The organism is Halomonas sp. BDJS001 (genome assembly GCF_026104355.1).
Taxonomy (GTDB): Bacteria; Pseudomonadota; Gammaproteobacteria; order Pseudomonadales; family Halomonadaceae; genus Vreelandella.
Window position 1 is genome coordinate 3,989,095 of sequence record NZ_CP110535.1, and the last position, 26,503, is coordinate 4,015,597.

At 56.6% G+C, this 26,503-nt stretch carries 23 protein-coding genes and 1 pseudogene; 13 read left to right on the top strand and 11 right to left on the bottom strand.

Features of this window, described 5'->3' with window-relative positions:
• Nucleotides 1-11 precede the first annotated feature (11 nt).
• Genes OM794_RS18540 through OM794_RS18550 form a run of 3 tightly spaced genes read left to right on the top strand, consistent with a single transcriptional unit; the run spans nucleotide 12 to nucleotide 3,955 of the window.
• The gene (locus tag OM794_RS18540) at nucleotides 12-1,175 is read left to right on the top strand and encodes a fumarylacetoacetate hydrolase family protein (protein ID WP_226246966.1); all 1,164 of its coding nucleotides are present in this window, start codon (nucleotides 12-14) and stop codon (nucleotides 1,173-1,175) included.
• A 51-nt stretch (nucleotides 1,176-1,226) separates the two neighbouring features.
• On the top strand, nucleotides 1,227-2,528 hold the full coding sequence (locus OM794_RS18545; RefSeq protein ID WP_226246965.1) for an L-fuconate dehydratase: 1,302 nt from the start codon (nucleotides 1,227-1,229) through the stop codon (nucleotides 2,526-2,528).
• Nucleotides 2,528-3,955, top strand: coding sequence for an FAD-binding oxidoreductase (locus tag OM794_RS18550; RefSeq protein WP_226246964.1), 1,428 nt, complete (start codon nucleotides 2,528-2,530; stop codon nucleotides 3,953-3,955). The genes OM794_RS18545 and OM794_RS18550 overlap by 1 nt, the downstream gene beginning before the upstream one ends.
• A gap of 59 nt (nucleotides 3,956-4,014) precedes the next feature.
• Here OM794_RS18550 and OM794_RS18555 read toward each other — a convergent pair whose 3' ends face one another.
• The 4 genes from OM794_RS18555 to OM794_RS18570 form a co-directional block, all read right to left on the bottom strand.
• Nucleotides 4,015-5,310, bottom strand: a complete 1,296-nt coding sequence (locus OM794_RS18555) for a TRAP transporter large permease (RefSeq protein ID WP_265153954.1) — start codon at nucleotides 5,308-5,310, stop codon at nucleotides 4,015-4,017.
• Nucleotides 5,307-5,861 carry a TRAP transporter small permease gene (locus tag OM794_RS18560; RefSeq protein ID WP_226246963.1) on the bottom strand — a complete coding sequence of 185 codons (555 nt, stop codon included), beginning with the start codon at nucleotides 5,859-5,861 and terminating at the stop codon, nucleotides 5,307-5,309. Before OM794_RS18560 ends, OM794_RS18555 begins: the two co-directional genes overlap by 4 nt.
• Before the next feature lie 105 nt (nucleotides 5,862-5,966).
• Nucleotides 5,967-6,947: a TRAP transporter substrate-binding protein gene (locus OM794_RS18565; RefSeq protein WP_226246962.1), complete on the bottom strand. Its 981-nt coding sequence runs from the start codon at nucleotides 6,945-6,947 to the stop codon at nucleotides 5,967-5,969.
• 121 nt (nucleotides 6,948-7,068) lie between these two features.
• Nucleotides 7,069-7,977, bottom strand: coding sequence for a LysR family transcriptional regulator (locus OM794_RS18570; protein ID WP_226246961.1), 909 nt, complete (start codon nucleotides 7,975-7,977; stop codon nucleotides 7,069-7,071).
• Nucleotides 7,978-8,125: 148 nt separating this feature from the next.
• Here OM794_RS18570 and OM794_RS18575 point away from each other — a divergent pair, with 148 nt between their 5' ends.
• Nucleotides 8,126-9,331, top strand: coding sequence for a CaiB/BaiF CoA transferase family protein (locus tag OM794_RS18575; protein ID WP_226246960.1), 1,206 nt, complete (start codon nucleotides 8,126-8,128; stop codon nucleotides 9,329-9,331).
• Nucleotides 9,332-9,366: 35 nt separating this feature from the next.
• Entirely contained in the window at nucleotides 9,367-10,308 is a 942-nt protein-coding gene (locus OM794_RS18580) for a hydroxymethylglutaryl-CoA lyase (protein WP_226247035.1), read from the top strand.
• 3 nt (nucleotides 10,309-10,311) lie between these two features.
• Here the strand turns inward: OM794_RS18580 and OM794_RS18585 are convergent, their stop codons facing one another.
• The 6 genes from OM794_RS18585 to speB form a co-directional block, all read right to left on the bottom strand.
• On the bottom strand, nucleotides 10,312-11,784 hold the full coding sequence (locus OM794_RS18585) for an aldehyde dehydrogenase family protein (RefSeq protein WP_226246959.1): 1,473 nt from the start codon (nucleotides 11,782-11,784) through the stop codon (nucleotides 10,312-10,314).
• 13 nt (nucleotides 11,785-11,797) lie between these two features.
• Nucleotides 11,798-12,532, bottom strand: a complete 735-nt coding sequence (locus OM794_RS18590; protein WP_226246958.1) for an MBL fold metallo-hydrolase — start codon at nucleotides 12,530-12,532, stop codon at nucleotides 11,798-11,800.
• Complete coding sequence (locus OM794_RS18595) at nucleotides 12,529-13,842, bottom strand: purine-cytosine permease family protein (RefSeq protein ID WP_226246957.1); 1,314 nt, start codon at nucleotides 13,840-13,842, stop codon at nucleotides 12,529-12,531. The genes OM794_RS18590 and OM794_RS18595 overlap by 4 nt, the downstream gene beginning before the upstream one ends.
• Entirely contained in the window at nucleotides 13,832-15,505 is a 1,674-nt protein-coding gene (locus OM794_RS18600; RefSeq protein ID WP_226246956.1) for a 5-guanidino-2-oxopentanoate decarboxylase, read from the bottom strand. Before OM794_RS18600 ends, OM794_RS18595 begins: the two co-directional genes overlap by 11 nt.
• Before the next feature lie 10 nt (nucleotides 15,506-15,515).
• Nucleotides 15,516-16,898 (bottom strand): YjiH family protein, encoded by a 1,383-nt coding sequence (locus OM794_RS18605; RefSeq protein WP_226246955.1) that lies wholly within the window; start codon nucleotides 16,896-16,898, stop codon nucleotides 15,516-15,518.
• A 103-nt stretch (nucleotides 16,899-17,001) separates the two neighbouring features.
• Nucleotides 17,002-17,952, bottom strand: coding sequence for an agmatinase (gene speB, locus OM794_RS18610; protein WP_226246954.1), 951 nt, complete (start codon nucleotides 17,950-17,952; stop codon nucleotides 17,002-17,004).
• Nucleotides 17,953-18,174: 222 nt separating this feature from the next.
• Between speB and OM794_RS18615 the strand changes: the two genes are divergently transcribed.
• On the top strand, nucleotides 18,175-19,596 hold the full coding sequence (locus tag OM794_RS18615; protein WP_226246953.1) for a sigma-54 interaction domain-containing protein: 1,422 nt from the start codon (nucleotides 18,175-18,177) through the stop codon (nucleotides 19,594-19,596).
• A gap of 53 nt (nucleotides 19,597-19,649) precedes the next feature.
• On the opposite strand, the gene OM794_RS18620 is transcribed toward OM794_RS18615, so the two are convergent.
• Entirely contained in the window at nucleotides 19,650-20,561 is a 912-nt protein-coding gene (locus OM794_RS18620) for a LysR substrate-binding domain-containing protein (RefSeq protein ID WP_226246952.1), read from the bottom strand.
• A gap of 103 nt (nucleotides 20,562-20,664) precedes the next feature.
• On the opposite strand from OM794_RS18620, the gene OM794_RS18625 reads away from it, so the two are divergent.
• The 7 genes and pseudogenes from OM794_RS18625 (at nucleotide 20,665) to OM794_RS18655 (ending at nucleotide 26,495) form a co-directional block, all read left to right on the top strand.
• Nucleotides 20,665-21,489, top strand: coding sequence for a phytanoyl-CoA dioxygenase family protein (locus OM794_RS18625; protein WP_226246951.1), 825 nt, complete (start codon nucleotides 20,665-20,667; stop codon nucleotides 21,487-21,489).
• Nucleotides 21,489-21,874, top strand: a pseudogene (locus OM794_RS18630) (2-oxoglutarate and iron-dependent oxygenase domain-containing protein); the annotation flags it as partial. The gene OM794_RS18625 and the pseudogene OM794_RS18630, both read left to right, overlap by 1 nt.
• A 195-nt stretch (nucleotides 21,875-22,069) precedes the next feature.
• Nucleotides 22,070-22,516, top strand: a complete 447-nt coding sequence (locus OM794_RS23425; protein WP_413927732.1) for an isopenicillin N synthase family dioxygenase — start codon at nucleotides 22,070-22,072, stop codon at nucleotides 22,514-22,516.
• Nucleotides 22,513-23,289 (top strand): hypothetical protein, encoded by a 777-nt coding sequence (locus OM794_RS18640; protein WP_226246949.1) that lies wholly within the window; start codon nucleotides 22,513-22,515, stop codon nucleotides 23,287-23,289. The genes OM794_RS23425 and OM794_RS18640 overlap by 4 nt, the downstream gene beginning before the upstream one ends.
• Nucleotides 23,290-23,328: 39 nt before the next feature.
• Nucleotides 23,329-24,468, top strand: coding sequence for an ABC transporter ATP-binding protein (locus OM794_RS18645; protein WP_226246948.1), 1,140 nt, complete (start codon nucleotides 23,329-23,331; stop codon nucleotides 24,466-24,468).
• A 58-nt stretch (nucleotides 24,469-24,526) separates the two neighbouring features.
• A complete protein-coding gene (locus OM794_RS18650; protein WP_226246947.1) occupies nucleotides 24,527-25,636 on the top strand; it encodes an ABC transporter substrate-binding protein in 1,110 nt (369 codons plus the stop codon).
• 22 nt (nucleotides 25,637-25,658) lie between these two features.
• Nucleotides 25,659-26,495 carry an ABC transporter permease gene (locus OM794_RS18655; RefSeq protein ID WP_226246946.1) on the top strand — a complete coding sequence of 279 codons (837 nt, stop codon included), beginning with the start codon at nucleotides 25,659-25,661 and terminating at the stop codon, nucleotides 26,493-26,495.
• The last annotated feature ends 8 nt before the right edge of the window (nucleotides 26,496-26,503 follow it).

The following is a 26,503-nucleotide window of genomic DNA, read 5'->3' on the forward strand; positions in this document are numbered from 1 at the left end:
AGGAGGCACGCATGAACCCACTTTCCCTAACTGACGCCGTTCCCAATGACCTGGATAACGCGCTGCTGGTTGGCCGGGTATGGCTGAATGGTCCGCATGCTGGACCTGCATTGGTGTCCGTGCACAACGGCCAAGTCATCGACATCACCGAGTTTGGCCCGACCATGGCCGACCTGCTTGAACGCGCCGACCTGCTGGAAGTAGTCAAACGCGCAGAAGGTAAGCCGCTGGGCAGTTTGGAAACACTCTTGGCTAATTCCCAGTCGTCTCCAGCGCAAGCGCCCTACCTGCTCGCCCCTTGCGATGTGCAGGCAGTTAAAGCGTGCGGCGTTACTTTTGCGGTCAGCTTGATGGAGCGCGTGATTGAGGAGCAAGCGGGGGGCGATCCTGCCCGAGCTGACGAGCTGCGTGACGACTTGCAGTCACTGATTGGCAGCGATCTTTCCAAGATTAAGCCGGGTTCTGAAGAAGCGATGGCGCTAAAAAAAGCGCTACAGGCCCGCGGCGGCTGGTCGCAATATATGGAAGTTGGCATCGGCCCCGACGCGGAGGTATTTACCAAAGCCCAGCCGCTCTCCTCGGTAGGTTTTGGCACCCCGGTAGGTTTGCACCCGTCATCAAAATGGAATAACCCCGAGCCGGAAATTGTCCTGGCCGTCGATAGCCGTGGTCAGGTGCGTGGCGCGACCCTAGGTAACGACGTCAACCTGCGCGACGTTGAGGGGCGCAGTGCGCTGCTGCTCGGTAAGGCAAAAGATAACAACGCCTCCTGCTCTATTGGCCCCTTCATTCGCCTGTTTGATGACCACTTCGATATAGACAGCGTCCGCAACTGTCAGGTATCGCTGCGTATTGAGGGTGAAGACGATGATTTTCTGCTCCAGGGCGAGAGCGATATGCGCGAAATCAGTCGCGACCCGCTGGATCTGGTCAGTCAAACCATCGGCGACCACCATCAATACCCGGATGGTTTTATGCTGTTTCTTGGCACCATGTTCTCGCCGATTCAGGATCGCGACGGTAAGGGCCAAGGTTTCACCCATCATATGAATGACCGCGTCACGATCGCCACCCCAGCCTTGGGCGCCCTGGTCAATAAGGTAGGCAGAAGCGATCAGCTACCGCCCTGGACCTACGGTATTCGCGAGCTGATGCGCCACTTGGCACGCCGCTAATACTCCTCTTATCAATCAGTACGCCACCCCCTCAACGCCAAGGAGAGCACAATGACAACCATCACTCGCGTCGAGATCCAGGATATTCGTTTCCCTACCTCGCGTTCTCTGGATGGCTCGGATGCCATGAATGCCGCGCCGGATTACTCCGCCGCCTACGTCATCCTGCACACCGATGACGGCAGCCCTGAAGGGCATGGGTTAACCTTTACCATTGGTCGCGGCAACGAGATTGTCGTTACTGCCTTGCAGTCGCTGTCACCGCTGATTGAAGGGCGAACGCTTGCCTCAATGACCGACAATATGGGTACCTTCTGGCGGGAAATTACTGGCGACAGCCAGCTGCGTTGGATTGGCCCCGATAAAGGTGCGATTCACCTAGCCACCGCTGCCATCGTTAACGCCGTGTGGGATATGTGGGCAAAAAAAGAAGGCAAGCCGGTATGGAAACTGCTGGTGGATATGACGCCAGAAGAGCTGGTGCGTTGCCTTGATTTCCGCTTTGTCACCGATGCGCTAACCCCGGAAGAAGCGATCTGTTTACTGCGCCGCCAATCCTCTGGCAAAGCCGCCCGTGAAGCCGAAATGCGCAGCGATGGCTACCCTGCCTACACCACCTCCGCGGGTTGGCTGGGTTACAGCGACGAGAAAGTGCGCAGCCTGGCCCGGGAAGCGCTGGCCGAAGGCTGGACTCACTTTAAACAGAAGATTGGCGGCAACATCGAAGAGGATGCCCGTCGTGCGGCGCTGCTGCGTGAAGAGATCGGCTGGGACAACGTGCTGATGATGGACGCCAACCAGGTATGGGAAGTCGACGAGACCATCACCAAAATGCGCCGTCTGGCGGAATTCGACCCGCTATGGATCGAAGAACCCACCAGCCCTGACGATATTCTTGGCCACGCAGAAATCCGCCACAGGGTTGCGCCTATCGGCGTCGCCACCGGCGAGCACTGTCACAACAAAGTAATGTTCAAGCAGTTCTTCCAGGCCGATGCTATCGACTATTGTCAGCTCGATGCGGCACGCTTGGGTGGGCTCAACGAAGTTATTTTAGTGGTGCTTATGGCCGCAAAATTCGGCGTACCGATCTGCCCTCACGGCGGTGGTGTCGGGCTATGCGAATACACCCAGCATATCTCGTTGTTCGACTATATCGCGGTATCCGGCAGCCTTGAAGGTCGCGTGCTTGAGTATGTGGATCACTTGCACGAACACTTTATCGACCCGGTAGTCATCAAACGTGGCCGCTATCAAGTGCCTGAGGCGCCGGGTTACAGCATTGCCATGCATGCGGAGTCCCAAGCCCAACACCGCTTCCCCGAGGGTGCGGCCTGGCAGGAAGAGAGTTAATGACCGACACCACTACCTTTTTAGATGAACTCACCAGCCTGCTCGGCGAACGCGGTCTGCTGCGCGAGCCGGAGGCCATGGCCCGCTATGTGAGCGACTGGGCAGGCGATACATTAGGCATGCCGCTAGCGGTAGCCCGTCCAGCCAGTACCTTGGAGGTCGCCGAAGTCGTTAAGCGCTGCTATAAGCAAGGCGTCGCCATGACGCCCCAGGGTGGTCATAGCGGTTTGGTAGCAGGCGCCTTGCCCGCTTCTCACGGTCATGAACTAGTGATCAGCCTGGAGCGTTTAAACAGCGTGCGCGCCATTGATCCGGTGAACTTCACCATTACCGTAGACGCGGGCTGCATCCTTGAGAACGTCAAGCTGGCAGCTTTTGATCATGACTGTGACTTCCCGCTCTCCCTCGGCGCCCAAGGCAGTTGTCAGATTGGCGGCAATATTGCCACCAACGCGGGAGGGCTTAACGTACTGCGCTACGGCATGATGCGCGAGCTGGTGCTGGGGCTTGAAGTGGTGCTGCCCGATGGGCGCATCTGGGAAAGCCTGAGTGCGTTGCACAAGGACAACCGCGGCTACGACCTTCAACAATTGTTTCTAGGCAGCGAAGGCACCCTGGGCATCGTCACTGGCGCGGTGCTCAAGCTCTCACCACGCCCGACCCAGAACCGCACCGCACTGCTGGGCCTGCCTTCCGTGCAGGCGGTGATTGATCTCTACGGTTTGGCGCGCCGCGACTGCTGCGATCTGTTGACCGCTTTTGAGCTGATTCCCCGCCGCTGTATCGAGCTTGCTATTGAAGCCACACCTGAACTGCGCGACCCGATGGAGAGCGCCTACCCCTGGTACGTGCTGATGGAAGTTGCGGCCACGGGGTCAGTAGATTTAGGCTCGATGCTGGAACAGCTGCTGGAAACCGGCATGGAGCGCGAGCTAGTGCTGGATGGCGCGCTGGCCTCCAGCGACACCCAATCCGCCCAGCTGTGGCAGTTCCGCGAAAGCATGTTGGAAGGCCAGCGGCGGCGCGGTGAGCACCTGCGCACCGATATCTCGGTGCCTATCTCAGCAATTCCCGACTTCGTTACCCGCGCCAGCGAAGTGGTCATGGCGGCGTCACCCGAGTGCGAAATTATCGCCTACGGCCATGTGGGTGACGGCAATCTGCACTTCAACATTCTACCGTCCACGGCAATGGCGGATAGTGATAAGAAAGCTCATCTGCACGACCTGGAAGAGCGGCTGTTTGACGTGCTTGACGATTTCCATGGCAGCATCAGCGCTGAACACGGCATTGGCCGAGCCAAGCAGGCGCCCTACCTGGCTCGGCTATCACCTGTTGAGCGAGAACTGGTCAGCGGCGTTAAGGCGCTGTTCGACCCTAAGGGTCTGATGAACCCAGGGCGGATTTTGCCTGCAAAGGAGTACTAACAACGCCTACCTGCCCCACGGAACAGCGCCGCGGGGCTTTTCTACCAGGAACGCCTTGATCAATACCCCATAGCATCTGGCAGCCAGGTGGCCAGCCCCGGTACGGCGATCAGCAGCAAAATAGTGGCGATAATCGGCAGTAAGAACGGCATGATCGCCGTAACGACCTGACCGTAGCGCAGCCGGGTAATGCCCACCATTAAAAACAACACGGTGCCGAAGGGCGGCGTAATCACCCCCACCGAGAGTGTAATCACCATCACGATACCAAAGTGAACGGGGTCTAACCCTGCACTGAGTGCCGCTGGTACCACAATCGGGGTAAAAATCAGGATGCTTTCAATTACCGACATAAAGCAGCCAATCAGCAGAAAGAAAAGCGCAAAGCAGAGTAGTAGTGCAAACATGGGCATATCGATGCTGGCGACCTGACCCGCCAACGCCTGGGGGATTCCCATCCGCACCAGAATCCAGCCATAAAAGCTAGAGACCGCGATAATCAGCAGGATCACGGCACTGAACATCAGGGTACGGCGGAAGGCGTTATAGAGATCCCGCCAGTTCAAGTCGCGGTAGATCAGTCCGCCTAGAATGACCGCATAAAGCGAGGCAATGGCACCCGCCTCGGTGGGTGTGAAGAAACCACTCCAAATACCGCCGACGATAATCGCTGGCATCAACAGCGGTAAAATAGCCCGCTTACCGGTACGGGCGACTTCGCAAGCATCAAAGGGCGTGGGTTTAGGCATCACTACCTTGCCACTGGCAGCCAGTAGCACGGTCATCCCCATCAGTAGCAGCGCCATTAACATACCCGGCAGCAGCCCCGCCATAAAAAGCCCGCCAATACTTACATTGGCCAGCCAGCCATAGACGACGAGGGCGATGCTGGGTGGCAAAATCGGCCCGATAACGCTGGAAGCGGCGGTAATGCCGGTAGAGTAATCCAGTGCATAGCCACGCTCTTTCATGGCCTTGATTTCAATGCTACCCAGCCCGGCAGCATCGGCAACGGCAGTGCCTGACATAGTGGCAAAGATGGAGCTGGCTACCACATTAGCGTGGCCAAGGCCGCCCTTGGTAAAACCCACCAAGGCGGTGGCAAAGTCGAAAATCCGCGTGGTCGTCGAGCCAATATTCATAATATTGGCGGCCAAAATAAAAAGCGGTATCGCCAGTAGAGTAAAGTTATTGAGCGTTTGCACCATGCGTAGCGGCAAAAGCTCAACAGGCAAACCGCCCGTCCCTGTAAATACCAAGGCGATAAACGAGGTGACGCCAATAGCGACAACCACCGGCAAGCCAATCGCCATTAGCACTAACAGGCCGCCGACAAAAATCAGAAGTTCGGTCATGGCTGAGCTATCTCCTCGGTACGCCCCTCTTGATGGGAAGCGTCCAACCACGCTACTGGGCCACGCAAGCATTGCCACAGTGCCATCAGCGCCATGCCCGCAAAGCTGAAGAAAACACCGTAGTAGAGGTAGCTAAAGCTGATACTTAACGAGACGGTTTTATTGTTGGCACTCATATCCGACATGATCCACGAGCCCCAGGCAGCGAGCAGAAGAAAACCGCAGGAAATCAGCGCAGTGAGCCGATATTGGATATTTTTACCCAGCCCTGAGAGCTTGTGGCTAAACAGATCTACCACCAGGTGCTCGCTACGCACCCACGCCGATAATGAGCCAAAACCAATCGCGTAAATCGCCAGCATTGACGCCACTTCTTCGGTCCAGGGCATACCTAGTCCCAGCAGGTCACGGGCAATCACGGCCGCCACGATCAACAGCAGAATAGCCGCCATAAGCGCCACGCCCACCCCGTCACAAAGACGAGTAACGCCGCGCAGCGTATAGAAAGCAATTCGATCCAGACCCTTATCGGGCGCTACCGCGTCTTCCACAGGAAAACTCCTTAGCTAACGTCTTGTTGGTCGTCTATGAGAACGTATTTGACTTGTAAAACAACGACGGCCCAATGGGCCGCCGTGATTTCTGTCCAGCGCGTGTTACTCGCTGTCGTTACCCAACGCGTCTTCACGTACACCGTCGGCCATATCCTCCATGACCCGATCGATGGCCGGTAACGCCGCTTCGCGGAAAGGCGTCACATCCGGTTCAATGACGGTCATCCCTTCATCCTGCAGCGCTTCTAGATAGAACTCGTCAAGTTCACGCTCTTGCTCTGAACCGTATTGACGAGCGACATCGATTGCCTCTTCAATCAATGCCTGGTCATCGGCTTCTAGGCCATCCCACCAGCGCGAGCTGGCCACCCAGCTCCACGGAAACTGTACGTGGCTGGTCATGATCAGGTAGTCCTGTACTTCCCAGAGGCGGCGAGTGTAGGGGGAGGAGAGCGAGTTCTCGTGGCCATCTACCTGGCCGGTCTGCATGGCGAGATAAATCTCTGGCGCAGGCACATTCACTACCTGAGCACCGATCTCTTCCCACACTTCCAGCCATACCGGCAGCGAAGGCAGGCGCAGGCGGAAACCTTCCAGATCCTCCGGCGTGTGGATCTCTTTATTCGCCGTCATATGGCGGGGCCCGCGGTGCTGCAAACCAAAATACTTCAGGCCGCCCTGGCTTTCTGCTTTCTCAACCAACGCCTGGCCGGACGGACTCTCCATATAGGCGTCTACTTCATCCCACGTGGTGAACACAAAAGGAACCGTAATGGCATCGTATTCAGGCGCATACTGCTGGCGCCAGTTGCCACCGGTAATGGAGAGCTGGGTTTGGCCCAGGTTCAGCAGTTCAAGCACAGCGTTCTCACCGCCCAGAGAACCGGCTAAAAAAGGACGCACTTCAAAGCGGCCTGGTGCCTGCTCCTCTAAATATTCAGCAAAGCGTTCCACGGCGGCACTTTCCGAACCGCCTTCGCTCATAGTGTTGTTGACTTGAATTTCGATCGGATTAGCCAAGACGAACGGGGCCGTCGTTAGCATGCCTAAGGTAGCCAGCGTGGCTAGTAGTTGTTTCCGCATGGGAGGACTCTCTACGGTTGTCGTTATTGGGTATGATGCTGGTTTGATCTTGAAACAAGCTGCCCAGTGTCTCAAATCGACGTTCGAGAAGGCTGGCTTCGTCAAATACGATGGCTTGACTTTAGAGTATGCTCCCACTCCGGCGATGTTGGGTGAGGTGGTCGACTAAATGCCGAGCTGTGACCGGAAGCGTGGCGTAACGGCGCATGCCAATGACCAACTCCCGCTGGGCCCATGGGTCGCTGAGCGGAATGCTTTTGAGCTGCAAATCGCCCAGATCACGATAGATGGTCTGCTCGGGAAGTACCCCCACGCCCATGCCATGGTGAATCATGCGGCAAATCGCGTCGAAGCTGCGTACCTGAATGCGCATATGCAGCGCTTTGCCGGCTAGGTTGGCCTGTTCATTCAATAGCGATTGCAGCGAAGCGTCCTGCTGTAAGCCAATAAAATCAAACACCAGCGCTTCGTTAAAGGCGATGCTTTCGCGCTCAGCCAAGGGATGGTCAATGGGCGTCATGAGGACTAACCGATCATGCCGATAGGAGAGCTGCTGCAGGTCGGGCGCCGCCACATGCCCGGCGAAAATACCAATGTCGGTTAGCCCATCGCGAACCGCGGCAATGATTTCACTGCTAACCCGCTCCTGTAGATCAATTTTAATTTCCGGATAGAGGCGGGAAAAGGCACTAAGATCCTGGGGTAGAAAGGCAATAATTGCCGAGGTATTGGAGTGAATGCGCACATGGCCGCGCACCCCCTCACCATATTCGCTAAGCTCTGCGTTAAGACGTTCAATGTTATCCATAATACGCCGAGCGTGATGCAGAAATGCTTGGCCGGCGGGGGTCAACTCCACGCCTCGCGGACGACGATAGAGCAGCGTTGTACCCACCAGCGCTTCCAGGTCGCTAATACGTTTGCTCACCGCGGCAAGCGCCAAGTGTTCGCGCTCGGCAGCCGCCGTCAGACGCCCCTCATCCGCTACGGAGATAAACAGTTTAAGGGTGACGAAATCGAAGCGGCGCATGTAACGGACTCCTTTAAAGCAAGCTCACTATGGTAGCCCACACCTTCGCCAGCCACGAACCCTTTGTTACCGATTGCCTAATTGTCGCCCCAGGTTAGCTCACGCATGCTGACAAGTAGTGATACACCAATGATAAGAGAGAGCCTGAATGAATGCTTCCGAAGCACGCCAGCTTCCGCTACAGGGCTTAAAAGTTCTAGAGCTTGGCCAACTGATTGCAGGGCCATTCGCCACCAAGCTGCTGGGCGAATTCGGCGCCGATGTAATTAAAATTGAGCCGCCGGGCACCGGCGACCCACTTCGCAAATGGCGAATGCTGGAAGAAGGCACCTCGCTGTGGTGGCATGTGCAAACCCGCAACAAGCGCTCTGTGGCGCTGGATTTGCGCAGTGAAGAGGGCCAAGACCTAGTGCGCAAGCTCGCCGCCGAAGCCGACGTGGTGGTGGAGAACTTCCGCCCCGGCACATTAGACAACTGGGGGCTAGGCTGGGAAGCGCTCTCTCAACTCAATTCCCGGCTGATCATGGTGCATATTTCAGGCTACGGGCAAACGGGGCCTTACCGCGACAAACCCGGTTTTGGGGTGATTGGCGAAGCCATGGGCGGGCTTCGTTACCTCACCGGCCAGCCGGGAGAGCCTTCGGTACGCGTGGGCGTAAGCATCGGCGACTCGCTTTCCGCACTTTACGCCGTCATCGGTACACTACTCGCTCTTCAGGAGCGCAACCGCAGCGGTCTGGGCCAAGAGATCGACGTCGCGCTATATGAGTCGGTTTTTGCCATGATGGAGAGCCTGCTACCGGAGTTCGATGCCAGCGGCCAAGTGCGCGAACCCAGCGGCAGCGCCCTGCCCGGCATTACCCCCTCAAACGCCTACCGCTGCCAGGGCGGCGATTACGTGCTGATTGCCGGTAACGGCGACAGCATCTTCAAGCGCTTAATGGGCGTGATTGGTCGTGATGATCTGGCCAATGACCCGGCGCTGGCCCACAACGATGGGCGCAGCCAGCAAGCGGAGATGATTGATGCGGCGATTCAGGCCTGGACGGAAGATCGCCCTCGGGATGCCATTCTTCAAGCCCTAGACGAGGCCCGTGTGCCCGCAGGCTACCCCTACACGGCAGAAGATATCGCCTTTGATCCCCACTACCTAGCGCGGGAAATGATTCAAACCTTTACCCGCCCTAACGGTAAACCGTTAAAAGTGCCCGGCGTACTGCCCAAGCTGAGCGCTACCCCTGGACGAATCGGCGACGGTGGCCCGACTCTTGGCCAGCATACCGACGACGTATTGGACGAGCTGGGCATTGATCATGAAACCCGCGACAAACTGCGCCAAGCGGGCATAATCTAAGAAGAGTACTTAAGGACAGCACTATGCATAAGCCTATGGGCCAACCATCGCCCTGCCCTGCAAAGATCGAAATCAACGAAGTCGCCCCCCGGGACGGCCTGCAGATTGAGGCACGCTTTGTGCCCACCGAAGACAAAATCCGCTGGATCGATGCGCTCTCCACCACTGGCCTGCGGCGCATCGAAGCAACGTCGTTTACGTCGCCTAAAGCGATTCCCAACCTGCGTGATGCCGCAGATGTTGTCACCGGCATTCAACGTCGGGAAGGCGTGGATATCACGGTGCTGGTACCCAACGTAAAAGGCACCGAGCGGGCGCTGGCCTGCCAGGTGGATGAAATCAATCTGGTGATGTCAGCCAGCAATAGCCATGGGCTGGCCAACCTGCGCATGACGCCGGAACAATCCCTAGAGCAGTTTGCGGCGATTTTGGAGGTCAGCAAAGGCAGCGACGTGTTTATCAACGCCTCGCTCTCCACCGCCTTTGGCTGCCCCTTCGAAGGCGAGATACCCGAAACGCAGGTAGTAGAGCTTGTTGAAAAGCTTATTGGCCTTGGCATTCAGGTCATCACACTCTGCGATACCACCGGCATGGCCAATCCTGCCCAGGTCAAACACCTATGTGAAGCCGTGCTTGAGCGCTGGCCTGAAACACCGTTTACCCTGCACTTCCACAACACTCGCGGCATGGGTCTGGCCAACGCCCTGGCGGCGTGGCAAGCAGGTATTAGCCGCTTTGATGCCTCACTAGGTGGGCTGGGTGGCTGCCCCTTCGCCCCCGGCGCTAGCGGTAATGTATGCACCGAAGACCTGGTGCATATGTTTGAAGCCATGGGCGTAGATACCGGTGTCAATCTGGATGCACTGCTTGAAGTCGCCGCCCCCCTTCCCGACCTTATCGGTCATGATGTGCCGGGGCAGGTGGTAAAAGCCGGGAAATCGACCCGGCGTTATGCGATGCCTACAGCTCAGACCTAGACGTTAGGCTGGCCCAATCACATGCTTCACTTCAAGGTAGGCACTTAACCCCCAAGGGCCTAGTTCACGCCCAATACCGCTGCGCTTGAAGCCGCCCCAGGCGGTTTCAGGCAGCACCAGTTGTTCGCTGTTGTACCAGATGCTGCCCGCCTTGAGCTGGCGGCCAATGCGTTTTGCCCGCTCAGGGTCGCCGCTAATCACCGTGGCTGCCAGACCAAAGACGCTGTCGTTGGCAAGCTGAACCGCCTCAGCTTCGCTGCCCACGCTGTGTCCGCAGAGCACCGGGCCAAAAATCTCTTCCTGCCACAGGCGGCTTTCCACCGGCACATCGCGGTAAAGCGTGGGCGCCAGGAAGTAGCCTTTTTTGGGCAGCGTGCAGTGTTTGCCATCGCGCACGGCTGTGAGCCCTTCCTGCTCGGCCAGATCCAGATAGCGCTGTACGGCGTCGCGCTGCTTGGCGCTGGTCAATGGCCCTAAGTCGGTGCCTTGAGCAAGCGGATCGCCCAGCGTCAGCGCATCCATACGCTCGGCAAGCGCGGCGTAGAGTGCTTCTGCCACGTCTTCGTGCACCAGTAAACGCGAGGTCGCAGAGCAGATCTGGCCGGCGTTGAAATAGATACCCGCCATTACCCAGTCGGCGGCCTGTTCAGGGTCGGCGTCTTCCATCACCAGGATCGGCGACTTCCCGCCCAGTTCCAGAGAGACGCTGGCGGTACGGGCGCTTGCCGCTTGCATCACCGCTTCACCGACGCGGTTACTGCCGGTAAAGGAAATTTTATCCACATCTGGATGGTTGGTCAGCGGTGCACCGATGCCCTCACCGTCGCCGTTTAAAAGGTTGAGCACCCCAGCAGGTAGGCCAATCTCCAGGGCTATTTCTGCCAGCACCAGCTCGGGGAGCGGAGTGACTTCGGACGGTTTGAGCACCGCGGTACAGCCGGCCGCCAAAGCGGGTGCCAGCTTCCAGGCGCTGGTCACCAGCGGGAAATTCCAGGGCGCAATCAGCCCCACTACCCCAACCGGGTCATGATAAGTACGCGCCTCAACGCCTTCCATTTCCACGCTGACCAGCTCGCCCTGGCGGGCATCCAGCGCCTTGGCCTGCCCGGCGTAGTAGCGATAGCAGGCAATGGCATCGTCCAGGTCAATCTCCGCCTCTGCCAGTGGCTTACCGTTATTGGTCGCCGAAAGCGTGATTATCGAGTCTCGGCGGGCTGCCAGTGTATCGGCGACCCCCTCAAGGTATTTTGCCCGCGCGGCTCCGCCCAGCGCCTGCCAGGAAGGCTGTGCCTGCCTTGCGGCGTTGACGGCGGCGTCGACATCGGCGGCGTCACCTGCCGTAACCTGGGCAATCCGCTCTTCGCGGAAAGGATTCATTACGTCGAGCAGGCGGGTGCCCGCCGAGGGCACCCATTGGTTGTTGATGAATTGGTGGTCAACAACCGAAGGGTAATCGGTTTGGGAGATCATGGGCATAATCGTGGCTCCTTTAGAGGTCGTGTTGGCGAAGCCAATCATCGATGAGCGTTATGAGATGCTGGCCGCTAAAGCTGGGGAAATGGCCGCCGTGCACGGTGCGAACAGGCAGCTTGCGCAGCCGCCGCATGCTGGCAGCGTAGTCGGTAAGATCGCTGTGCCAGAGGTCTTCAATGAGCGGGCCATCGTAAATCAGATCGCCCGAGATCAGCGTCTGGGTGGCGGCCTCCCACAGGGCGATGCCGCCGGGGGAGTGACCCGGGGTATGGATCACCTCCCACTGACGGTTCCCCAAGTCCAGTATTTCGCCATCCACCAGCGGGCACACCTGCTGCGGTGCCGTGATGCGGTAGCGGCTGTGCGAATAAGGCTTGGCAGGGAGCGCCTCAAACATGTCATCGCTGAGAAACTGGTCAGCCAGGGTGCGCGTGTTGTCGGGTGAGGCCAGGATGTCCGCCTCAGCGGCATGCACATGGCAACAGCCAAACTCGTGGGCGGCGCCGATATGGTCAAAGTGCGTATGGCTGGCCACCGCCAGCAGATCCCGCTCGGCAAGCTGCGCCACGTGCTGACGTAGCGGCACTGCGCCTAGTCCAAAGTCCACGACCATACCCCGCTTACTGCCCTGCACATGCCAAATATTGCAGCGATAAAACGGCTTGATCCAGGGCTCGTCGATCAGGGTGATACCGTCCGCCTTGGGGGCGGTATGGTACCACTGCTGTGCAGTGATGCGCTCAAGACTCATGCGGGCACCCGCCTGGTGACCGCGACCTTGCTGACCACGAAATAGAGCGCGCCGGTGATCACGAAAACCGGAAGCGACGCGCCAAAATCAAGCGGCGCGACCCAGTTCCAGTAGTAAGCCAGCAACGCCCCGATCGCGTAGCTGCCCAGCGCCAGCCAGTTTAAGGCGGGAAGGCGATGTTCAGCCTGGATCAGCTGTGCCGAGGTATAGCGCTGCTGGCGACCTAGCAGGTAGTAATCCACGATCATCAGCGAAAAGGCCGGAATAAAGACGCTGCCGATAATCAATAGAAAGGTCTGGAACTGATCGAGGATGCCGGGGATGAGCGCGCCCACCACCGATACCACGCCAATAATCAACGCCGGTTTCCAGAACGGTACCTTGGGACGCACGCTCATGAACGAAAGCGTCGCGCTGTAGACGCACATCACGTTGGTGGTCAGCACCGAAAAGAAAATCACCAGGGCGGCGGGCAGGCCGAAACCGAAGCCGCTGAGCAGGGTCGTCGGGTCGTAAGTGGGCTCCATACCCACGCTGATTGACAGCGCTGACACCGTGGCGCCCAGACCCATCGCTACCAGCGTTGCCACTACGTAGCCGCCCCAGGTGCCCACAACGGCAGCTTTTAGCGAGCGGCAGTGGCGGTTGTAGTCCGCCGCCAATGGAATCCAGGAGAAAGCCGTCGCGACCACGATATCGAACACCACGCCGCCGCCCAACACGCCTTCAGGCTCCAACTGGGTGATACTCGGCAGATCATAATGGCGATTGAGCGCGAACAGCACCACCGCTGAGAGCCCCAGCATCAACAAGGCCGCTATTTTCTCGACTTTCTCGATCCCCAGATGACCACGCAGGGCAATCATCACCACCAGAGATTCACAGATAACCGTAAAGAGCGCCACATTGGAGTAACCGGTCAGGCTTTCCACGGCGTAATCCAGACTCATACCAGCGAGCAGTGCCTGGATCCAGCTCCAGGCAATCAGCGCCAATAGATTCACCCATGCGGGGAAATTAGCGCCTTTTCTGCCGAAGGTGCCCCGCGCCAGCACCATGGTGGTCATGCCGGTTTGCTGGCCCATCACCCCGATCAATACCAACGGGATAATCCCTACCGCTGAACCGATCAATATCAGCAACATCGCATGCTGAAAGGTCAGGTCAGGGACTAAAAACATGCCGGTTAGAATAGTGGTCACTACCACGTTGGCGCCGAGCCACAGCGCAAAGGTTCCCGGCAGCCCAAGGCTGTGTTCAACGTCGTCGGCAGATAGGGTGTCCTGGCCGAGCACATGATTATTCTTCATTGTTATCTCCTGGTGGCATCAGGTTTTTCTGCCAGGCAGCAGCGTCAATTTCGATCAGTAGAGGCCCGTTGGTTTCGCGATTAGCAAGCGCCTTGGAAAATTCGGTGGGGCTTTCTACCAGCACGCCGGGGCAGCCAAAGCCTTCGGCCAGGGTGAGGAAGTTGGGTGCCTGAATATCTACGCCCAGGCGCGCCACACCGTTGGCATCCATATAGCGACGAATCTCTTCGTAACCGGCGTTGTGCCAGAGCACAATCACCACGGGCAGGCGTTCTTCTACGGCGGTGGCGATTTCCGAGAGCGTAAACATCACCCCGCCATCTCCCACCAGTGCCACCACCGGCAGATCCCCACGTGCCAACTGTGCGCCCAGTGCCGCCGGTAGCCCATAGCCCAGGGTGCCGTAGCCGGTAGAGGCATTGAAGTAGCGCCTGGGGGCCGGCTGGCTGACCAGGTGGTTACCGGCATACACCGGCGCGGTGGAATCGCCTACCAAAATGGCCTCGGGTAGGTGCTCGGCAAGCGTTGCATACAGCGGCACAAAGTCGCTAAAGGCCGGGTCGTTGTGAAGGCTCAGCGCGCTCAATACGGCCGCTGTTCGCGCCTTGCCGTGGCGGTATAGCGGCTCGGGTAAGTAGCCAAGAAGAAGTTCAAGACTACGCCCAGCATCGCCGACTAGCCCCACCGTTACGCGCTGATTGCGCACTAACTGTTCAGGGTCAAGATCAATCCGGATCAACGTGCCATTAAGATGAAAACCGCCATCAAACACGACGTCGTAGTCGGTCTCGCCCAGCTCGGTACCTACTGCCAAAATCACATCGGCGTTGGCCGCCAACTCGCGAACGGCGGGTAGCGCCGCATTAGCCCCCAAATCCAGCGGGTGGTCGCGGCCTAGCAACCCTTTGGCGTTAATGGTGGTGACCGTGGGAGCATCAAGTTTTTCTACCAATGCCTGTGCGGCCTCTGGCGCTGAAACACAGCCGCCACCTAATAGCACTAAAGGCTGCTGGGCCGCTTGCAACAGGCGCGCGGCTTCAGCAAGCCCTTCGGCATCAGGTGCTGCTCGATAAAGCGTGGGCGCTCGCCACGAAGTCGAGGCTTTTACCGGCGCATTAAACAGGTCGATGGGGATTTCGATGTGCACCGGGCCTGGGCGCGCACCGTTGAAGACGGCAAAGGCGCGGGCCAACACCTCGGGCAAGGTGTTGGCGTCCAGCAGCGTGTGGCTAAAGCGCGCCACACCGCTAATCATCTGCTGCTGGCTGGGCAGCTCGTGCAGCCGCCCCTGACCCAAGCCCAGCGTATCGCGGCGGTTGACGCTGGAAATTACCAACATGGGAATCGAGTCCGCCAGGGCTTGGCCCATGGCGGTGGCGATATTGGTCATCCCCGGGCCGGTGATAATCAGGCAAACGCCAGGCTGACCGCTAGCGCGGGCATAGCCGTCGGCCATAAATCCCGCGCCCTGCTCATGGCGCGGAGTGATGTGCTGTACATCGCTGCCTTCCAGCCCGCGATAAAGCTCTACCGTGTGCACGCCGGGAATACCGAACAGGGCACGCACGCCGTAAGTATCACGCAGCAGCCGGATCAGCAGTTCGGCACAGGTCATAGCCGCTTGATTCCTCGTTGCATCAGTACTCGTTGCATCAGCGTTCATTGCAGGCCTCTTAGAAGAAAAACGTGTGGGCCATAAAGGCAATGATCGGCAGCGTAATGGCGGTACGCAGCAGAAAGATGGCGACCAGTTCCCACAGTTTGATGGGAATTTTCGACTTGAGAAGCAGCGCGCCGATTTCCGACATGTAGATCAACTGGGTGAGCGACAGGCAGGCAATCACAAAGCGGGTGAGTTCGCTTTCGATATTGGTCGCCAGCACCGCAGGCAGGAACATATCGGCAAAGCCCACCAGCGTGGCAGGCGCCGCCGCTTCTGCTTCAGGAATCCGCAGCAGCTCAAGCACCGGCACCATGGGGTAAGAGAGCCAGGTAAACAGCGGAGTAAATTCCGCCAGAATCAGCGCCACCGTGCCAATGGCAAACACCAAGGGAAGTAACCCAAGGAAAATATCCATCACGTTGAGGAGCGCCAAACGTGCCAGCTCACGGGGGCCGGGAGCACCGGCGGCGCGATTGGTAGCCTGAATCAGGCTGTAACGGAACAGCCCCACTTTTTCAGTGCGCTCCTCATTCAGCTGGCAGCCCACCGGTTCGTAATAGTCATTAGATTTGCGCGACAGCGGCGGCAGGCGCGGCACAATGACTGCAGCGATTAATCCCGAAACCACTACCGTAAAGTAGAACTGCACAAACAGGTGGTTGATATCCACGAAGCTGGTAACGAGTAGCGCAAACGCAATCGACACCACGGAGAAGTTGGTGGCAATCACCGAGGCTTCCCGGCGGTTATAGAATCCCTGCTCGTACTGCTGCGTGGTGATCAGCACACCGACGGTGCCCGACCCCATCCATGAAGCGGTGGCATCAATGGCGCTGCGTCCCGGCAAGTTAAAAATTATCCGAAACGGTTTACGTACCATGCTGCCGATGAACTCCATAAAGCCAAACTCGACCAGAAACGGCAGCAGCAGCGCGGCAAAGAAAAAGAAGGTGAGCAGTACCGGCGCCAGGTCATTGAGCATCACGCCACCGGTAAAGGAAGCGGTCACGAACTCAGGCCCGAACTGAAAATAGGTCATCACAGCAAACAGCGCGCCTAAAACGCGCATCGCAAGCCACACCGGGCCAACATGAAACATTTCGTGCAGCATGCCCTTTTTGGCCCAGGAAGGGTTAGCTAGCTTGGCGTAAATCGTCGCTACCACCGACAGGCAGAGCACAACGACGGCAATGGCCGGCAGCGCCGAGCCCAGCAAAGCCTGCAGACTATCGGCCATGAGCCCCATGCCGATATTGATGGTATCGCCCACTTGAAAAGGGACGAGAAACAGCAGCACCCCAATTAGCGAGGGAATGATAAATTTCAGTAAGTGCGCGCGGGGTATCGGCGCCGACGAGGTCGGCTGTTCCGATTTAACGTTGCTATACGACATAGGGGTCACCCATTGGAAGTGATTATTGGAGGTGGCTGGCGGCGTAGCTAGGTCAGTACTTTTTTATTTAGTCGCTATTTCTTTGTTAGCTATTTGGTCGGCGTCACTCGCTGTGCTTAACGCCCGGCAGTACGCAGAGCATTTCATACAGCAGCGTGGCGCCCATCAGCGCGGTGTTGCCGCTGGGGTCATAAGGTGGGGATACTTCCACCAGGTCGCCGCCGACAATATTCAGCCCAGCGGCACCCCGAACCAGCTCCAAGCCTTGGCTAGAGGTCAGCCCGCCCATTTCCACCGTGCCGGTGCCGGGGGCAACAGAAGGATCCAGACCATCAATGTCAAAACTGATGTAAACCGGGATATCACCCATCTGCTCACGCACCTCGGCCATCAAGGGCGCTAGCGAGCGATACCAGCACTCTTCGGCGGGCACGACACGAAAGCCCTGAGCGCGACACCAGTCAAAATCTTCAGCGGCATAGCCGGTACCGCGCAGTCCGATTTGCACTACCTTGCCATGGGCCAATAAGCCCTCCTCCTGGGCGCGACGAAACGGCGTGCCGTGGGCAATTGGCTCGCCGAACATGTGCTCATTGACATCGGCATGGGCATCAATATGAATCAGCCCCACCGGGCCGTGCTTTTTGGCCATGGCGCGAAGGATAGGCAGCGTCAGGGTGTGCTCACCACCCAGGGTCAGCGGAATGCAGTCATGTTTAAGCACGTCATCGTAAAAGGCGGTGATGATGTCGACGCTTTTCGGCAGATGAAAAGTGTTGATGGGCACATCGCCGATATCGGCCACCTGCAGGCTTTCAAAGGGCGCTGCGCGAGTCGCCATGTTGTAGGGGCGCAACATGCGCGACTCGTCGCGGATCTGGCGCGGCCCAAGCCGCGTGCCGGGCCGGTTTGAAGTGCCGATATCCATGGGAATGCCAATGAACGCAGCGTCTAATCCCTCGGCTGTCTCTTGGGTAGGCAGGCGCATCATGGTGGCAGGGCCTGCAAAGCGCGGCATGGTGTTTCCGCTCAGGGGCTGATTAAACTCCGACATACACATCTCCTTATATTTTTGGCGGTGAGCACGGTGTAGGTATTGGCCTAGCTCTTTTCACTACTCTTCTAAAGACATTGCACAGACCATGCCAAGTCGTAGATGCCTATAAAGTGGTGGGATTAGTGGCCAAACGATGCAAAAATGAATCAAAAAAATGCCTTTTCAATTCATTTTTGAATCAAAGATTCATAAATGAATCACTCGGAGGAGTCAGCTGCGATGAGTGAAATAGATAAACGCGTGCTGCAAACCATTGTGGAGACCGCAAACGACCACTTCTTTATCGTCAGTGGTGATGGACAAATAGTCGATATTAGCCCGGGAGCCGAAGCGGTTTACGGCGTTTCACGGGAAGAGCTGCTTTCCAGCAGTGTGCAGCAACTACAAGCGGCCGGGGTTCTCAAGCCCTCCATCACCATGGAAGTGATGCGCACCCGCCGGCCTGCGCAGCTTATGCAGGTCACCGGCACAGGCCGCCGGGTGATTGCCGAAGCCTACCCTGTATTCGTCGACGGCAAGCTGGAACGCATTATCAGCCGCTCGCGGGATTTAACCGACTTGCAGTTATTGCAGGACGAGTATGCGCTGCTGCAAAAACGCTTTAGCGAACACTTAAAGCGCAGTCAGGCAGCGCCAGACGCAGAAGAGCAGGCGTTGGATGACGCCCTGGATAATTTGCAGGTACGCAGCAGCGTGATGCGTGAAATTGCGCTGCTGCTTAAGCGGGTCGCCCCTTCAGATGCCAATGTGCTGATGCTGGGTGAGTCAGGTGTGGGTAAAACGGCCTTTGCCAAACAGCTGCACCGCTGGAGCCAGCGTTGTGACGGGCCGTTTATCGACGTTAACTGCGCGGCAATTCCCGAGAATCTGTTTGAGTCCGAGATGTTTGGCTACCAGCCCGGCGCTTTCAGCGGTGCCGCTCGCCAGGGCAAAGCCGGGCTGTTAGAGCAGGCCGAGGGCGGTACGCTGTTTTTGGATGAAATCGGCGAGCTGCCGCTGTTGATGCAAACCAAACTGCTCAAGGTGATTCAGGACGGTAGTTTGACCCGGCTGGGTGACACCCGATCACGCAAGGTCAATTTTCGCTTGGTCGTGGCGACCAACCAGGATTTGGGCAAGCGAGTAGAGGCCGGACTTTTCCGTCTGGATCTTTACTACCGCCTCAATGTGATCCCGGTCACCCTGCCGCCGCTGCGTGACCGCCGGGAGGATATCCCCGACCTGGTTGAAGCGTGCTTAAATCGGCTCAACCAGCGCTATGGCCGGCAAAAAATCCTTGATACCCGCGTTTGGTCGACGCTGATGGGTGGCGAATGGCCAGGGAATGTCCGCGAGCTGGAGAACTGGCTAGAGAGAGCCTGGCTTTCCAGCCCCACCGATCAAATCGAGGAGCCCGCCGCACTCCCTCACGCCGAACAGCACCCGGCCAACTTGCTGAGCGCCTCGCCAACAAGGTCGGCAGTAGCACTCGAACCCCAGGAAACCCTCAAGCAGTACCTAGCGCGGCTGGAGCGTGAAACGCTTGAAGAGCTGTGCAACACGCTTCCAAGCACCTATGCCATTGCCGAGCGGCTGGGCATCAGCCAATCCAGCGTGGTGCGCAGGCTTCAGCGCTATGGTCTGAGTGCCTCCCCGCGATAATCCAGCCTATCAAATTGACGTAAAACCTGTGATTCAAGTTCATCAACTTATATTTATGGAGCTTGTTTGACGGCCAAGGTACGTTCGATACGCGCCTGTATCCAGTCACAAAATAGAAGAATACGTGGCTCGTTCAGCCGGTGTGGCGAGCAGACCAAATAATAGGCGTTTGGCGCTGGCACCTCGGCATCGAATAAGCGCACCAGATGACCACGGGCAAAATCCTGCGCGCAGACTATCCGATCTCCCAGCGCGACACCGAAGCCTGACGCAGCCGCCTCGAGTGTCAGATGGGCTCCTCCCAAGTGAGTACTTCTTCTCAAATCATGAGAATCAGCACCTACCCTAGCTAACCAGCGTTTCCAGTTACCGCCATCATCTTCATGCAGCAGCCAGCTTCCGCGAAGCTCGCTGACCTGATGGGGTTGGTCGTAGGTAGAAAAAAAGTGCGGATGACAGACCGGTGTCATATTGAAGTTGGCCAACAGTTTAACGTGCTTGCGCTCCCATTCACCATGTCCATAAATCACCGCCACGTCATAGTCGCTAGTAGCTATCCCTTCATCATCAAGGTTCTGCGGCATAACAGTCAGATCGATATCTGGAAAGGCACTGCGAAAGGCTTTCAACTGATGGGCCAGCCATTTAGTGGCCAGAGTAGGAGCACAGATGATCTGTAGTCTCCCTTCAACACTGGGCAGTCCAAGTTTCATGGTGCTTTCCGCTAGAAGGCGTAATGCCTCCCGCACCTGACGAGAGTAAACCAGCCCCGCCTGATTGAGTCGCAATTGGCGGCGATCGCGGTGAAACAGCACCATCCCCAGAGACTCTTCGAGTGTTTTCAACTGATGGCTTACCGCCCCGTGAGTGACGTGCAGTTCTTCGGAAGCAAGCTTAACACTCTGCAAGCGCGCCACCGCTTCGAAGGCACGTAACGCATTCAAGGGAGGTAACGCTCGTCTCATAACAATTTTTCTCACATAAAAAGACAAAAAATATGAATTTTATTATCAACCATCTTTTGCCAACCTAAAAGTTATTGGCACATCGAATTTGAGAGAGGTTGTCATGCAAGCCAACAGCACAGAACAGGGCTTTACTCCCGATGATCCTCGTGCGTTTGACCAGTATTTACAGGATGGGGTTATTTGCCTACGTAATGTTCTGAATGAAAGCTGGCTTACTCGGCTCAAAGAAGGCACCAGCGACGCTATCGAACAGGGCGGCCCTCACCACTTCCGATTTGGCACGCCAAATGCGCCCGGTTTTTTCTTTGGTGATGTCATGCTCTGGCAACGCTGGCCTAGCTTTTATGAGTTTGCGTTTGACGGCCCGCTGGCAAGTTTAGCCGGTCATCTAATGAACTCTCAGGGTGTGACCTTTTATCATGACTTCTTGCTCGTTAAGGATGCTGGCTCCAGCAAGCCGACACCTTGGCACCAAGATCAATCTTATTGGTGCATAGGTGGTGACCAAGCATTGACGATTTGGGCTCCTCTAGATGCTGTCAGTTCAGCCAATACGCTTGAGTTCGTACGCGGCTCTCATCGCTGGAACACTCTCTATGCTGCCGTGCCTTTCGCCGATGAAAGCTCTTTTGATGGTAGCCGCGATGGCCGCCCAGAAGTGCCGGATATCGGCCTCTGCTGTAGTGACGAGGACATCGTCAGTTGGTCTCTACAACCCGGGGACTGCCTTGCGTTTCACGCACGCACACTACATCGCGCTCCTGGCAACCCACTCCCCCATCCCCGCCGAGTACTGTCGACATGCTGGGCGGGGGATGATGCGCATTACATTGAAATAGCGAGCGATCTCGCACCGCCGATCAAGGGCGATGGCTTGATACCCGGCGCACCGCTGGCTTGTTCCACCTTCCCGAGGATTTTTTAATGCCTAATTCCACATATGCCCCAAACCCTGATCGCTTGGCTCGAGAAAAAGGTCGCCACTTTACAGCGGTACCCGTCATTGATCTTGCCCCCGCTATCGGCCCCGATGCTACGCCCTCGTCACGACAAGCAGTGGCTGATGAAATCGGTCTTGCCTGTGAAAAAATAGGCTTTTTCTATGTTACTAACCACGGTGTCAACAGTGACAAGATCTCGGCAGCATGGGCAGAGGCAAAGCGTTTTTTGCGCTGCCTCTAGAGCGCAAAAATGAGATCCATATCAGCAAGCTACCAAACCATAGGGGATATCTAGGGATTGGTGAAGAGACACTTGATGCCTACGCTGCAGATAGTAAGGAAGTTTTCAAGATTGGGCTTGAGCTACCGGCTGATGATCCGGATTTTATTAACGGCATCATCATGTACGGCCCGAACACTTGGCCCCGGGATTTGCCTGGATTTCGCGAAACTATTTACAGTTATTATCAGGAAATGTCGGCGCTATCGAAGGAGCTATTCCGACTGTTCGCCCTGGCTATTGGCATCGACGAACACTTTTTCGATGACAAAATCGACAAGCCTATGGCGCAACTTAACCTGATTCGTTATCCCGCACACGAAGGTGAGCCCCGAGTAGGTATCGGCGCGCACAGCGATTACGAATGCCTAACACTGCTCGCTCAGGATAACAACGGAGGTTTAGAAGCCCGCAATGCTGCTGGGGACTGGATCGCAGTGCCCCCCATTGAGGGTACTTTTGTCGTCAATATCGGTGACATGATGGCGCGCTGGACCAATGACCGCTTTGCATCCACCATTCATCGTGTTTATAACCGCTCCAGCAACGAGCGCTACTCAATGCCCTTTTTCTGTGGCTGCAATTACCACACATTGGTCAGTTGTTTACCTCACTGCTCAAGTTCCGATAATCCCCCCCATTATCCCGATACTTTTGCCGGTGAACACTTAGTTGGGCGCCTGGATGCTACCAATGCCCATCGTCAGAACACCAGCGGTGCAGGAGTATGAAAGCAACGGTACCCGACTGGCTAAGAGGCGTTTGGCAACGAACACGTATCGACTATAGCGACGGTAGTAGTGATACCTCAAGCAGAGTGTTCTGGCTACAAGGGCTAAGCTGCTATGGAGATCTACGTATCGCGACAACTCGGCCTATAGTGAAGCGCCTTGGTGCGTCCCGCGATGATGATCTCGCTCTGGCGCACCAGCAGGGTGCTACTGGGCACTGTCATTACCTTGATGGGCAAGCAGTTTGGCAGCGCGAATGGGGCTATCAACCAGTAGTCGACTTCCCGGAACCTGGCGACATCGAGTTGCGCGATAGCTGCATAATCGAACGCGCTCCATCCGGTGCTTACGAAGAAGAGTGGCACCGCTTAACGCCTAAAGATCCAGATATACATGTTTGGCTTCGTGAAGATGGGCATGCACGTCTGCTGGTCATAGATGCCTTTGCCATGCTGATTGAACGCCGTTCGCTTGTCCTGCCACCTCTCCCCCTTGCCAACCTGCTACGTGAATCATCACAAGACGCCCTGGCCCTGCTCAACTGCGAGATTTCCTATGCCGAGTATGGCGCTAACAGCAACTTCCTGATTCGTCACTCGACTCTGCCCTGGCGTGAAGGACAGTCCCTTAGCCTGTGCAATCAGCAGGGGGAAATACTCCCCTCTGGATGGCGACTGGAAGAACACTATTCTGGCATTTCCAGACATCTCTCTGGTACTTCTGCTTCTTCCTTGGCGCTACCGCCCAATCCTGGTACGGGCTTTGCAGGCTAATACATCAACGTTATTCCCTTGAACCGCTCAGGAGCCGTCATGAATAGCCTTTCCCAGTCACCCACTCACGAGCTAATTAGCGACACGGCTCAGAATGGTGACGTACAAATTAACATACAGGGCATTCAGAAGCGTTTTGGAAGTTTTCTGGCTCTCGACGATATTTTCATTGATGTCCAACGGGGCGAATTTCTAACCTTACTCGGCCCCTCTGGCTCTGGTAAAACTACCCTACTGATGATTCTGGCAGGCTTCAGCACTCCCTCTGCCGGACGTCTGACCAGAGCGGGACAAGACCTCACTCAGCGGCCAGCCGAAAAGCGTAACTTTGGCATGGTATTTCAAGGCTATGCACTGTTTCCGCATATGAGCGTTGCGGACAATGTCGCCTTTCCGTTACGTATTCGTGGCGTAGCTGCCGCCAACCGACGCCAGCGCGTGAAGCACATGCTGGAGACCGTGGGTCTGAGCGAGCATGCTCACAAGAAGCCACACACTCTCTCCGGTGGTCAGCAGCAAAGGGTAGCGTTGGCTAGGGCACTGGTCTTTGAGCCAGAGATGTTGCTGCTTGACGAGCCATTTTCGGCGCTAGATAAAAACCTGCGCGGTCAGCTGCAAGAGGAAATGAAACGTATACACCAGGGAATGGGTACCACCTTTGTCTTCGTAACCCATGACCAGAGTGAGGCACTTGCCCTTTCATCGCGTATAGCCATCTTCAAGAAAGGTCGCTTGGCTCAACTTGATACGCCAGAACGCCTTTACAACCGGCCTCATGACCGCTTTGTTGCAGAGTTTCTAGGCCGTATGAACTTATTGCCGCTAAGCCATCCCAAACGCTCCGGGCAGCGTGTCAGCAGCCAGTTCGAAGGTACCCTATTGACAGCGAACAACCTACGCCATATTCCTCACAACAACCTGATGCTAGGCATCCGTCCCGAACAACTGAGTATTGCCCTTAGCTATAACGAAGCCGCGAGTAATGGCGTCAACTGCCTGATGGCCACGCTTCAGGAGCGCACTTACCAAGGCCACAGTTTCGACCTGACACTTAGCACCACCCAGGGCCATGTATTGACCACCAGCGTTACCAACTCACATCCGGCCGCTCGAGCCACACCAGGCACCCCATTATGGCTTTACTGGCCAGTTGATGCCGGCATCGTGATCGAGGCTTGAATATTTTACCCACAGACTTACAGCGTGACTTGCGCATCGCCCCACTGGAGTAATCATCATGCATCAGACACATCAACAGGACTGTATTGAGCTTCTTGTCGAAAAGGCGCGTCGTGGTCAAATCGACCGCCGTAGCTTTCTTAAGGCGGCGGGTATGCTAGCGGCATTACCGCTTGCTATGCGCAGTGGTATTGGCTGGGCACAGGATCGCCCAGTTATTATCGTCAACTGGGGCGGCGATGCTATCGATGCATATCGGCAAGCCTGGACCGATAGTTTTACCCGCGAAACCGGCATTCCGGTGCGCATTGATGGCAGCGGCCCTACAGAAGGGGCGATCCGTGCCCAGCTAGCCTCAGGCCGCCCCAGTTGGGACGTGGTAGATGCCGAGCCGTTTACTTCCTTGACCCTGGGCCGTGAAGGACTGATGCGGCCACTAGACTTCAATACCATTGAACGAAGCAAAGTGAATGAAGAGTTTGCCACAGAGTTCGGTGTGGCGGGCTACCTGTATAGCTATGTTATCGCCTGGGACAAGGAGCGCTTCGATTCAGCCCCACAAACCTGGGCAGACTTTTGGGATGTTGAGCGTTTCCCCGGTAAGCGCACCATGTACAAATGGATGAATGGCGTTCTCGAAGCAGCCCTGCTGGCCGATGGTGTCGCTGTCGAGGATCTCTACCCTCTCGACGTAGCAAGAGCACTCGACAAGATTGATGAGCTGCGCCCTCACATTCTAGCTTATTGGGGCTCCGGCGCGGAAAGCCAGCAGTTGTTCCTCGATGGAGAAGTCAGCATCGGACAGATATGGAATACTCGTGCCATTGTGCTTGAACGCGATACAGAGGGCAGGGTGGGCTGGCACTATGATAATGCCTGTGTCACTCCCAGCAGTTGGGCAGTCCTTGGCGACAATCCAGCAGGTTCAGAACCCGCCATGCGCTTTATCAATCATGCACTGGAACCGGAAGGTCAGATTGAGCTACTCAAGTTGCTAGGTAACGGCCCATCAAACCCAGCTGCTGAGGCATTGATTCCCGAGGAACTCATCGAACTGAACTGTGGTTCAGTCGATAATCTTGCTCGCCAATTCAAGCTCGACATTGAATGGTACGCCGATCACTACGGCAGCGTACTAGACCAGTTTCTGTCACGCACTGGTGCCTGACTTTATGTGAGGGCATGCAAATATGATTAACCGCCTTCCCGAACGTTGGCAGTACCGTCTGTTGTTGTGGCCACTGCCGATTCTACTGCTGCTTTGCTATGTGATCCCCTTTGCCGGCATCGTCACCTGGAGCGTGACGCTGCCGGAGCTAGGAGTAGATAACTATGCACGCCTGGCGAACGACCCTTCAATACACGCCGTGCTATGGCGCACTCTCCATCTGTGCGCCATTGTAGGGGTCTGTGCACTACTGCTGGCCTTTTTGATGGCCTACTGCTGGCTTTACAGCTCATCCCGATGGCAACGCTGGGTAGAGCTGTGCATTTTCCTGCCTTTTTTTATATCGGTACTAGTACGTACTTTCGGCTGGCTCGTAGCACTGCGAAATAATGGATTAGTAAATAGTTGGTTGCAGGATCTGGGGCTAATTGACTCTCCACTAGCGCTCACCCGCAATACTCTTGGAGTAATCATTGCCATGGTTCATTTCATGGTGCCTTTTGCCTTCTTTCCACTCCTCTCTTCGATGCGCCAGATTGATGACCGAGTGCTATTGGCCGCCCGCGGTCTAGGCGCCTCACGTTTGCGGGTATTCATTTCGGTGTTCCTGCCTCAAACCCTGCCCGGACTGCTAGGTGCTTTCATTATGGTCTTTGTATTCTGCCTGGGCTTTTTCATTATTCCCGCCATTCTTGGTGGTGGTAGCACATTGATGGCGGCGGAATACGTTTTCTTGCAGATGTTTCAGACCTACAACTGGGGAATTGGAGCCGCCTTGTGCGTACTGATGCTGGTACTGGTATCTGGATTGGTGTGGCTACTTATGCGGTTTTCGCGGGTCGAGCGACTAGTCGGTTGAGGAGAACA

What these genes read in the sequence shown, in the direction of transcription:
- OM794_RS18540 (WP_226246966.1), top strand. Translation starts at nt 12, where the DNA reads ATGAACCCACTTTCCCTAACTGACGCCGTTCCCAATGACCTGGATAAC.
- OM794_RS18545 (WP_226246965.1), top strand. Translation starts at nt 1,227, where the DNA reads ATGACAACCATCACTCGCGTCGAGATCCAGGATATTCGTTTCCCTACC.
- OM794_RS18550 (WP_226246964.1), top strand. Translation starts at nt 2,528, where the DNA reads ATGACCGACACCACTACCTTTTTAGATGAACTCACCAGCCTGCTCGGC.
- OM794_RS18555 (WP_265153954.1), bottom strand. Translation starts at nt 5,310, where the DNA reads ATGACCGAACTTCTGATTTTTGTCGGCGGCCTGTTAGTGCTAATGGCG.
- OM794_RS18565 (WP_226246962.1), bottom strand. Translation starts at nt 6,947, where the DNA reads ATGCGGAAACAACTACTAGCCACGCTGGCTACCTTAGGCATGCTAACG.
- OM794_RS18570 (WP_226246961.1), bottom strand. Translation starts at nt 7,977, where the DNA reads ATGCGCCGCTTCGATTTCGTCACCCTTAAACTGTTTATCTCCGTAGCG.
- OM794_RS18575 (WP_226246960.1), top strand. Translation starts at nt 8,126, where the DNA reads ATGAATGCTTCCGAAGCACGCCAGCTTCCGCTACAGGGCTTAAAAGTT.
- OM794_RS18580 (WP_226247035.1), top strand. Translation starts at nt 9,367, where the DNA reads ATGGGCCAACCATCGCCCTGCCCTGCAAAGATCGAAATCAACGAAGTC.
- OM794_RS18585 (WP_226246959.1), bottom strand. Translation starts at nt 11,784, where the DNA reads ATGCCCATGATCTCCCAAACCGATTACCCTTCGGTTGTTGACCACCAA.
- OM794_RS18590 (WP_226246958.1), bottom strand. Translation starts at nt 12,532, where the DNA reads ATGAGTCTTGAGCGCATCACTGCACAGCAGTGGTACCATACCGCCCCC.
- OM794_RS18595 (WP_226246957.1), bottom strand. Translation starts at nt 13,842, where the DNA reads ATGAAGAATAATCATGTGCTCGGCCAGGACACCCTATCTGCCGACGAC.
- OM794_RS18600 (WP_226246956.1), bottom strand. Translation starts at nt 15,505, where the DNA reads ATGAACGCTGATGCAACGAGTACTGATGCAACGAGGAATCAAGCGGCT.
- OM794_RS18605 (WP_226246955.1), bottom strand. Translation starts at nt 16,898, where the DNA reads ATGTCGTATAGCAACGTTAAATCGGAACAGCCGACCTCGTCGGCGCCG.
- speB (WP_226246954.1), bottom strand. Translation starts at nt 17,952, where the DNA reads ATGTCGGAGTTTAATCAGCCCCTGAGCGGAAACACCATGCCGCGCTTT.
- OM794_RS18615 (WP_226246953.1), top strand. Translation starts at nt 18,175, where the DNA reads ATGAGTGAAATAGATAAACGCGTGCTGCAAACCATTGTGGAGACCGCA.
- OM794_RS18620 (WP_226246952.1), bottom strand. Translation starts at nt 20,561, where the DNA reads ATGAGACGAGCGTTACCTCCCTTGAATGCGTTACGTGCCTTCGAAGCG.
- OM794_RS18625 (WP_226246951.1), top strand. Translation starts at nt 20,665, where the DNA reads ATGCAAGCCAACAGCACAGAACAGGGCTTTACTCCCGATGATCCTCGT.
- OM794_RS23425 (WP_413927732.1), top strand. Translation starts at nt 22,070, where the DNA reads ATGGCGCAACTTAACCTGATTCGTTATCCCGCACACGAAGGTGAGCCC.
- OM794_RS18640 (WP_226246949.1), top strand. Translation starts at nt 22,513, where the DNA reads ATGAAAGCAACGGTACCCGACTGGCTAAGAGGCGTTTGGCAACGAACA.
- OM794_RS18645 (WP_226246948.1), top strand. Translation starts at nt 23,329, where the DNA reads ATGAATAGCCTTTCCCAGTCACCCACTCACGAGCTAATTAGCGACACG.
- OM794_RS18650 (WP_226246947.1), top strand. Translation starts at nt 24,527, where the DNA reads ATGCATCAGACACATCAACAGGACTGTATTGAGCTTCTTGTCGAAAAG.
- OM794_RS18655 (WP_226246946.1), top strand. Translation starts at nt 25,659, where the DNA reads ATGATTAACCGCCTTCCCGAACGTTGGCAGTACCGTCTGTTGTTGTGG.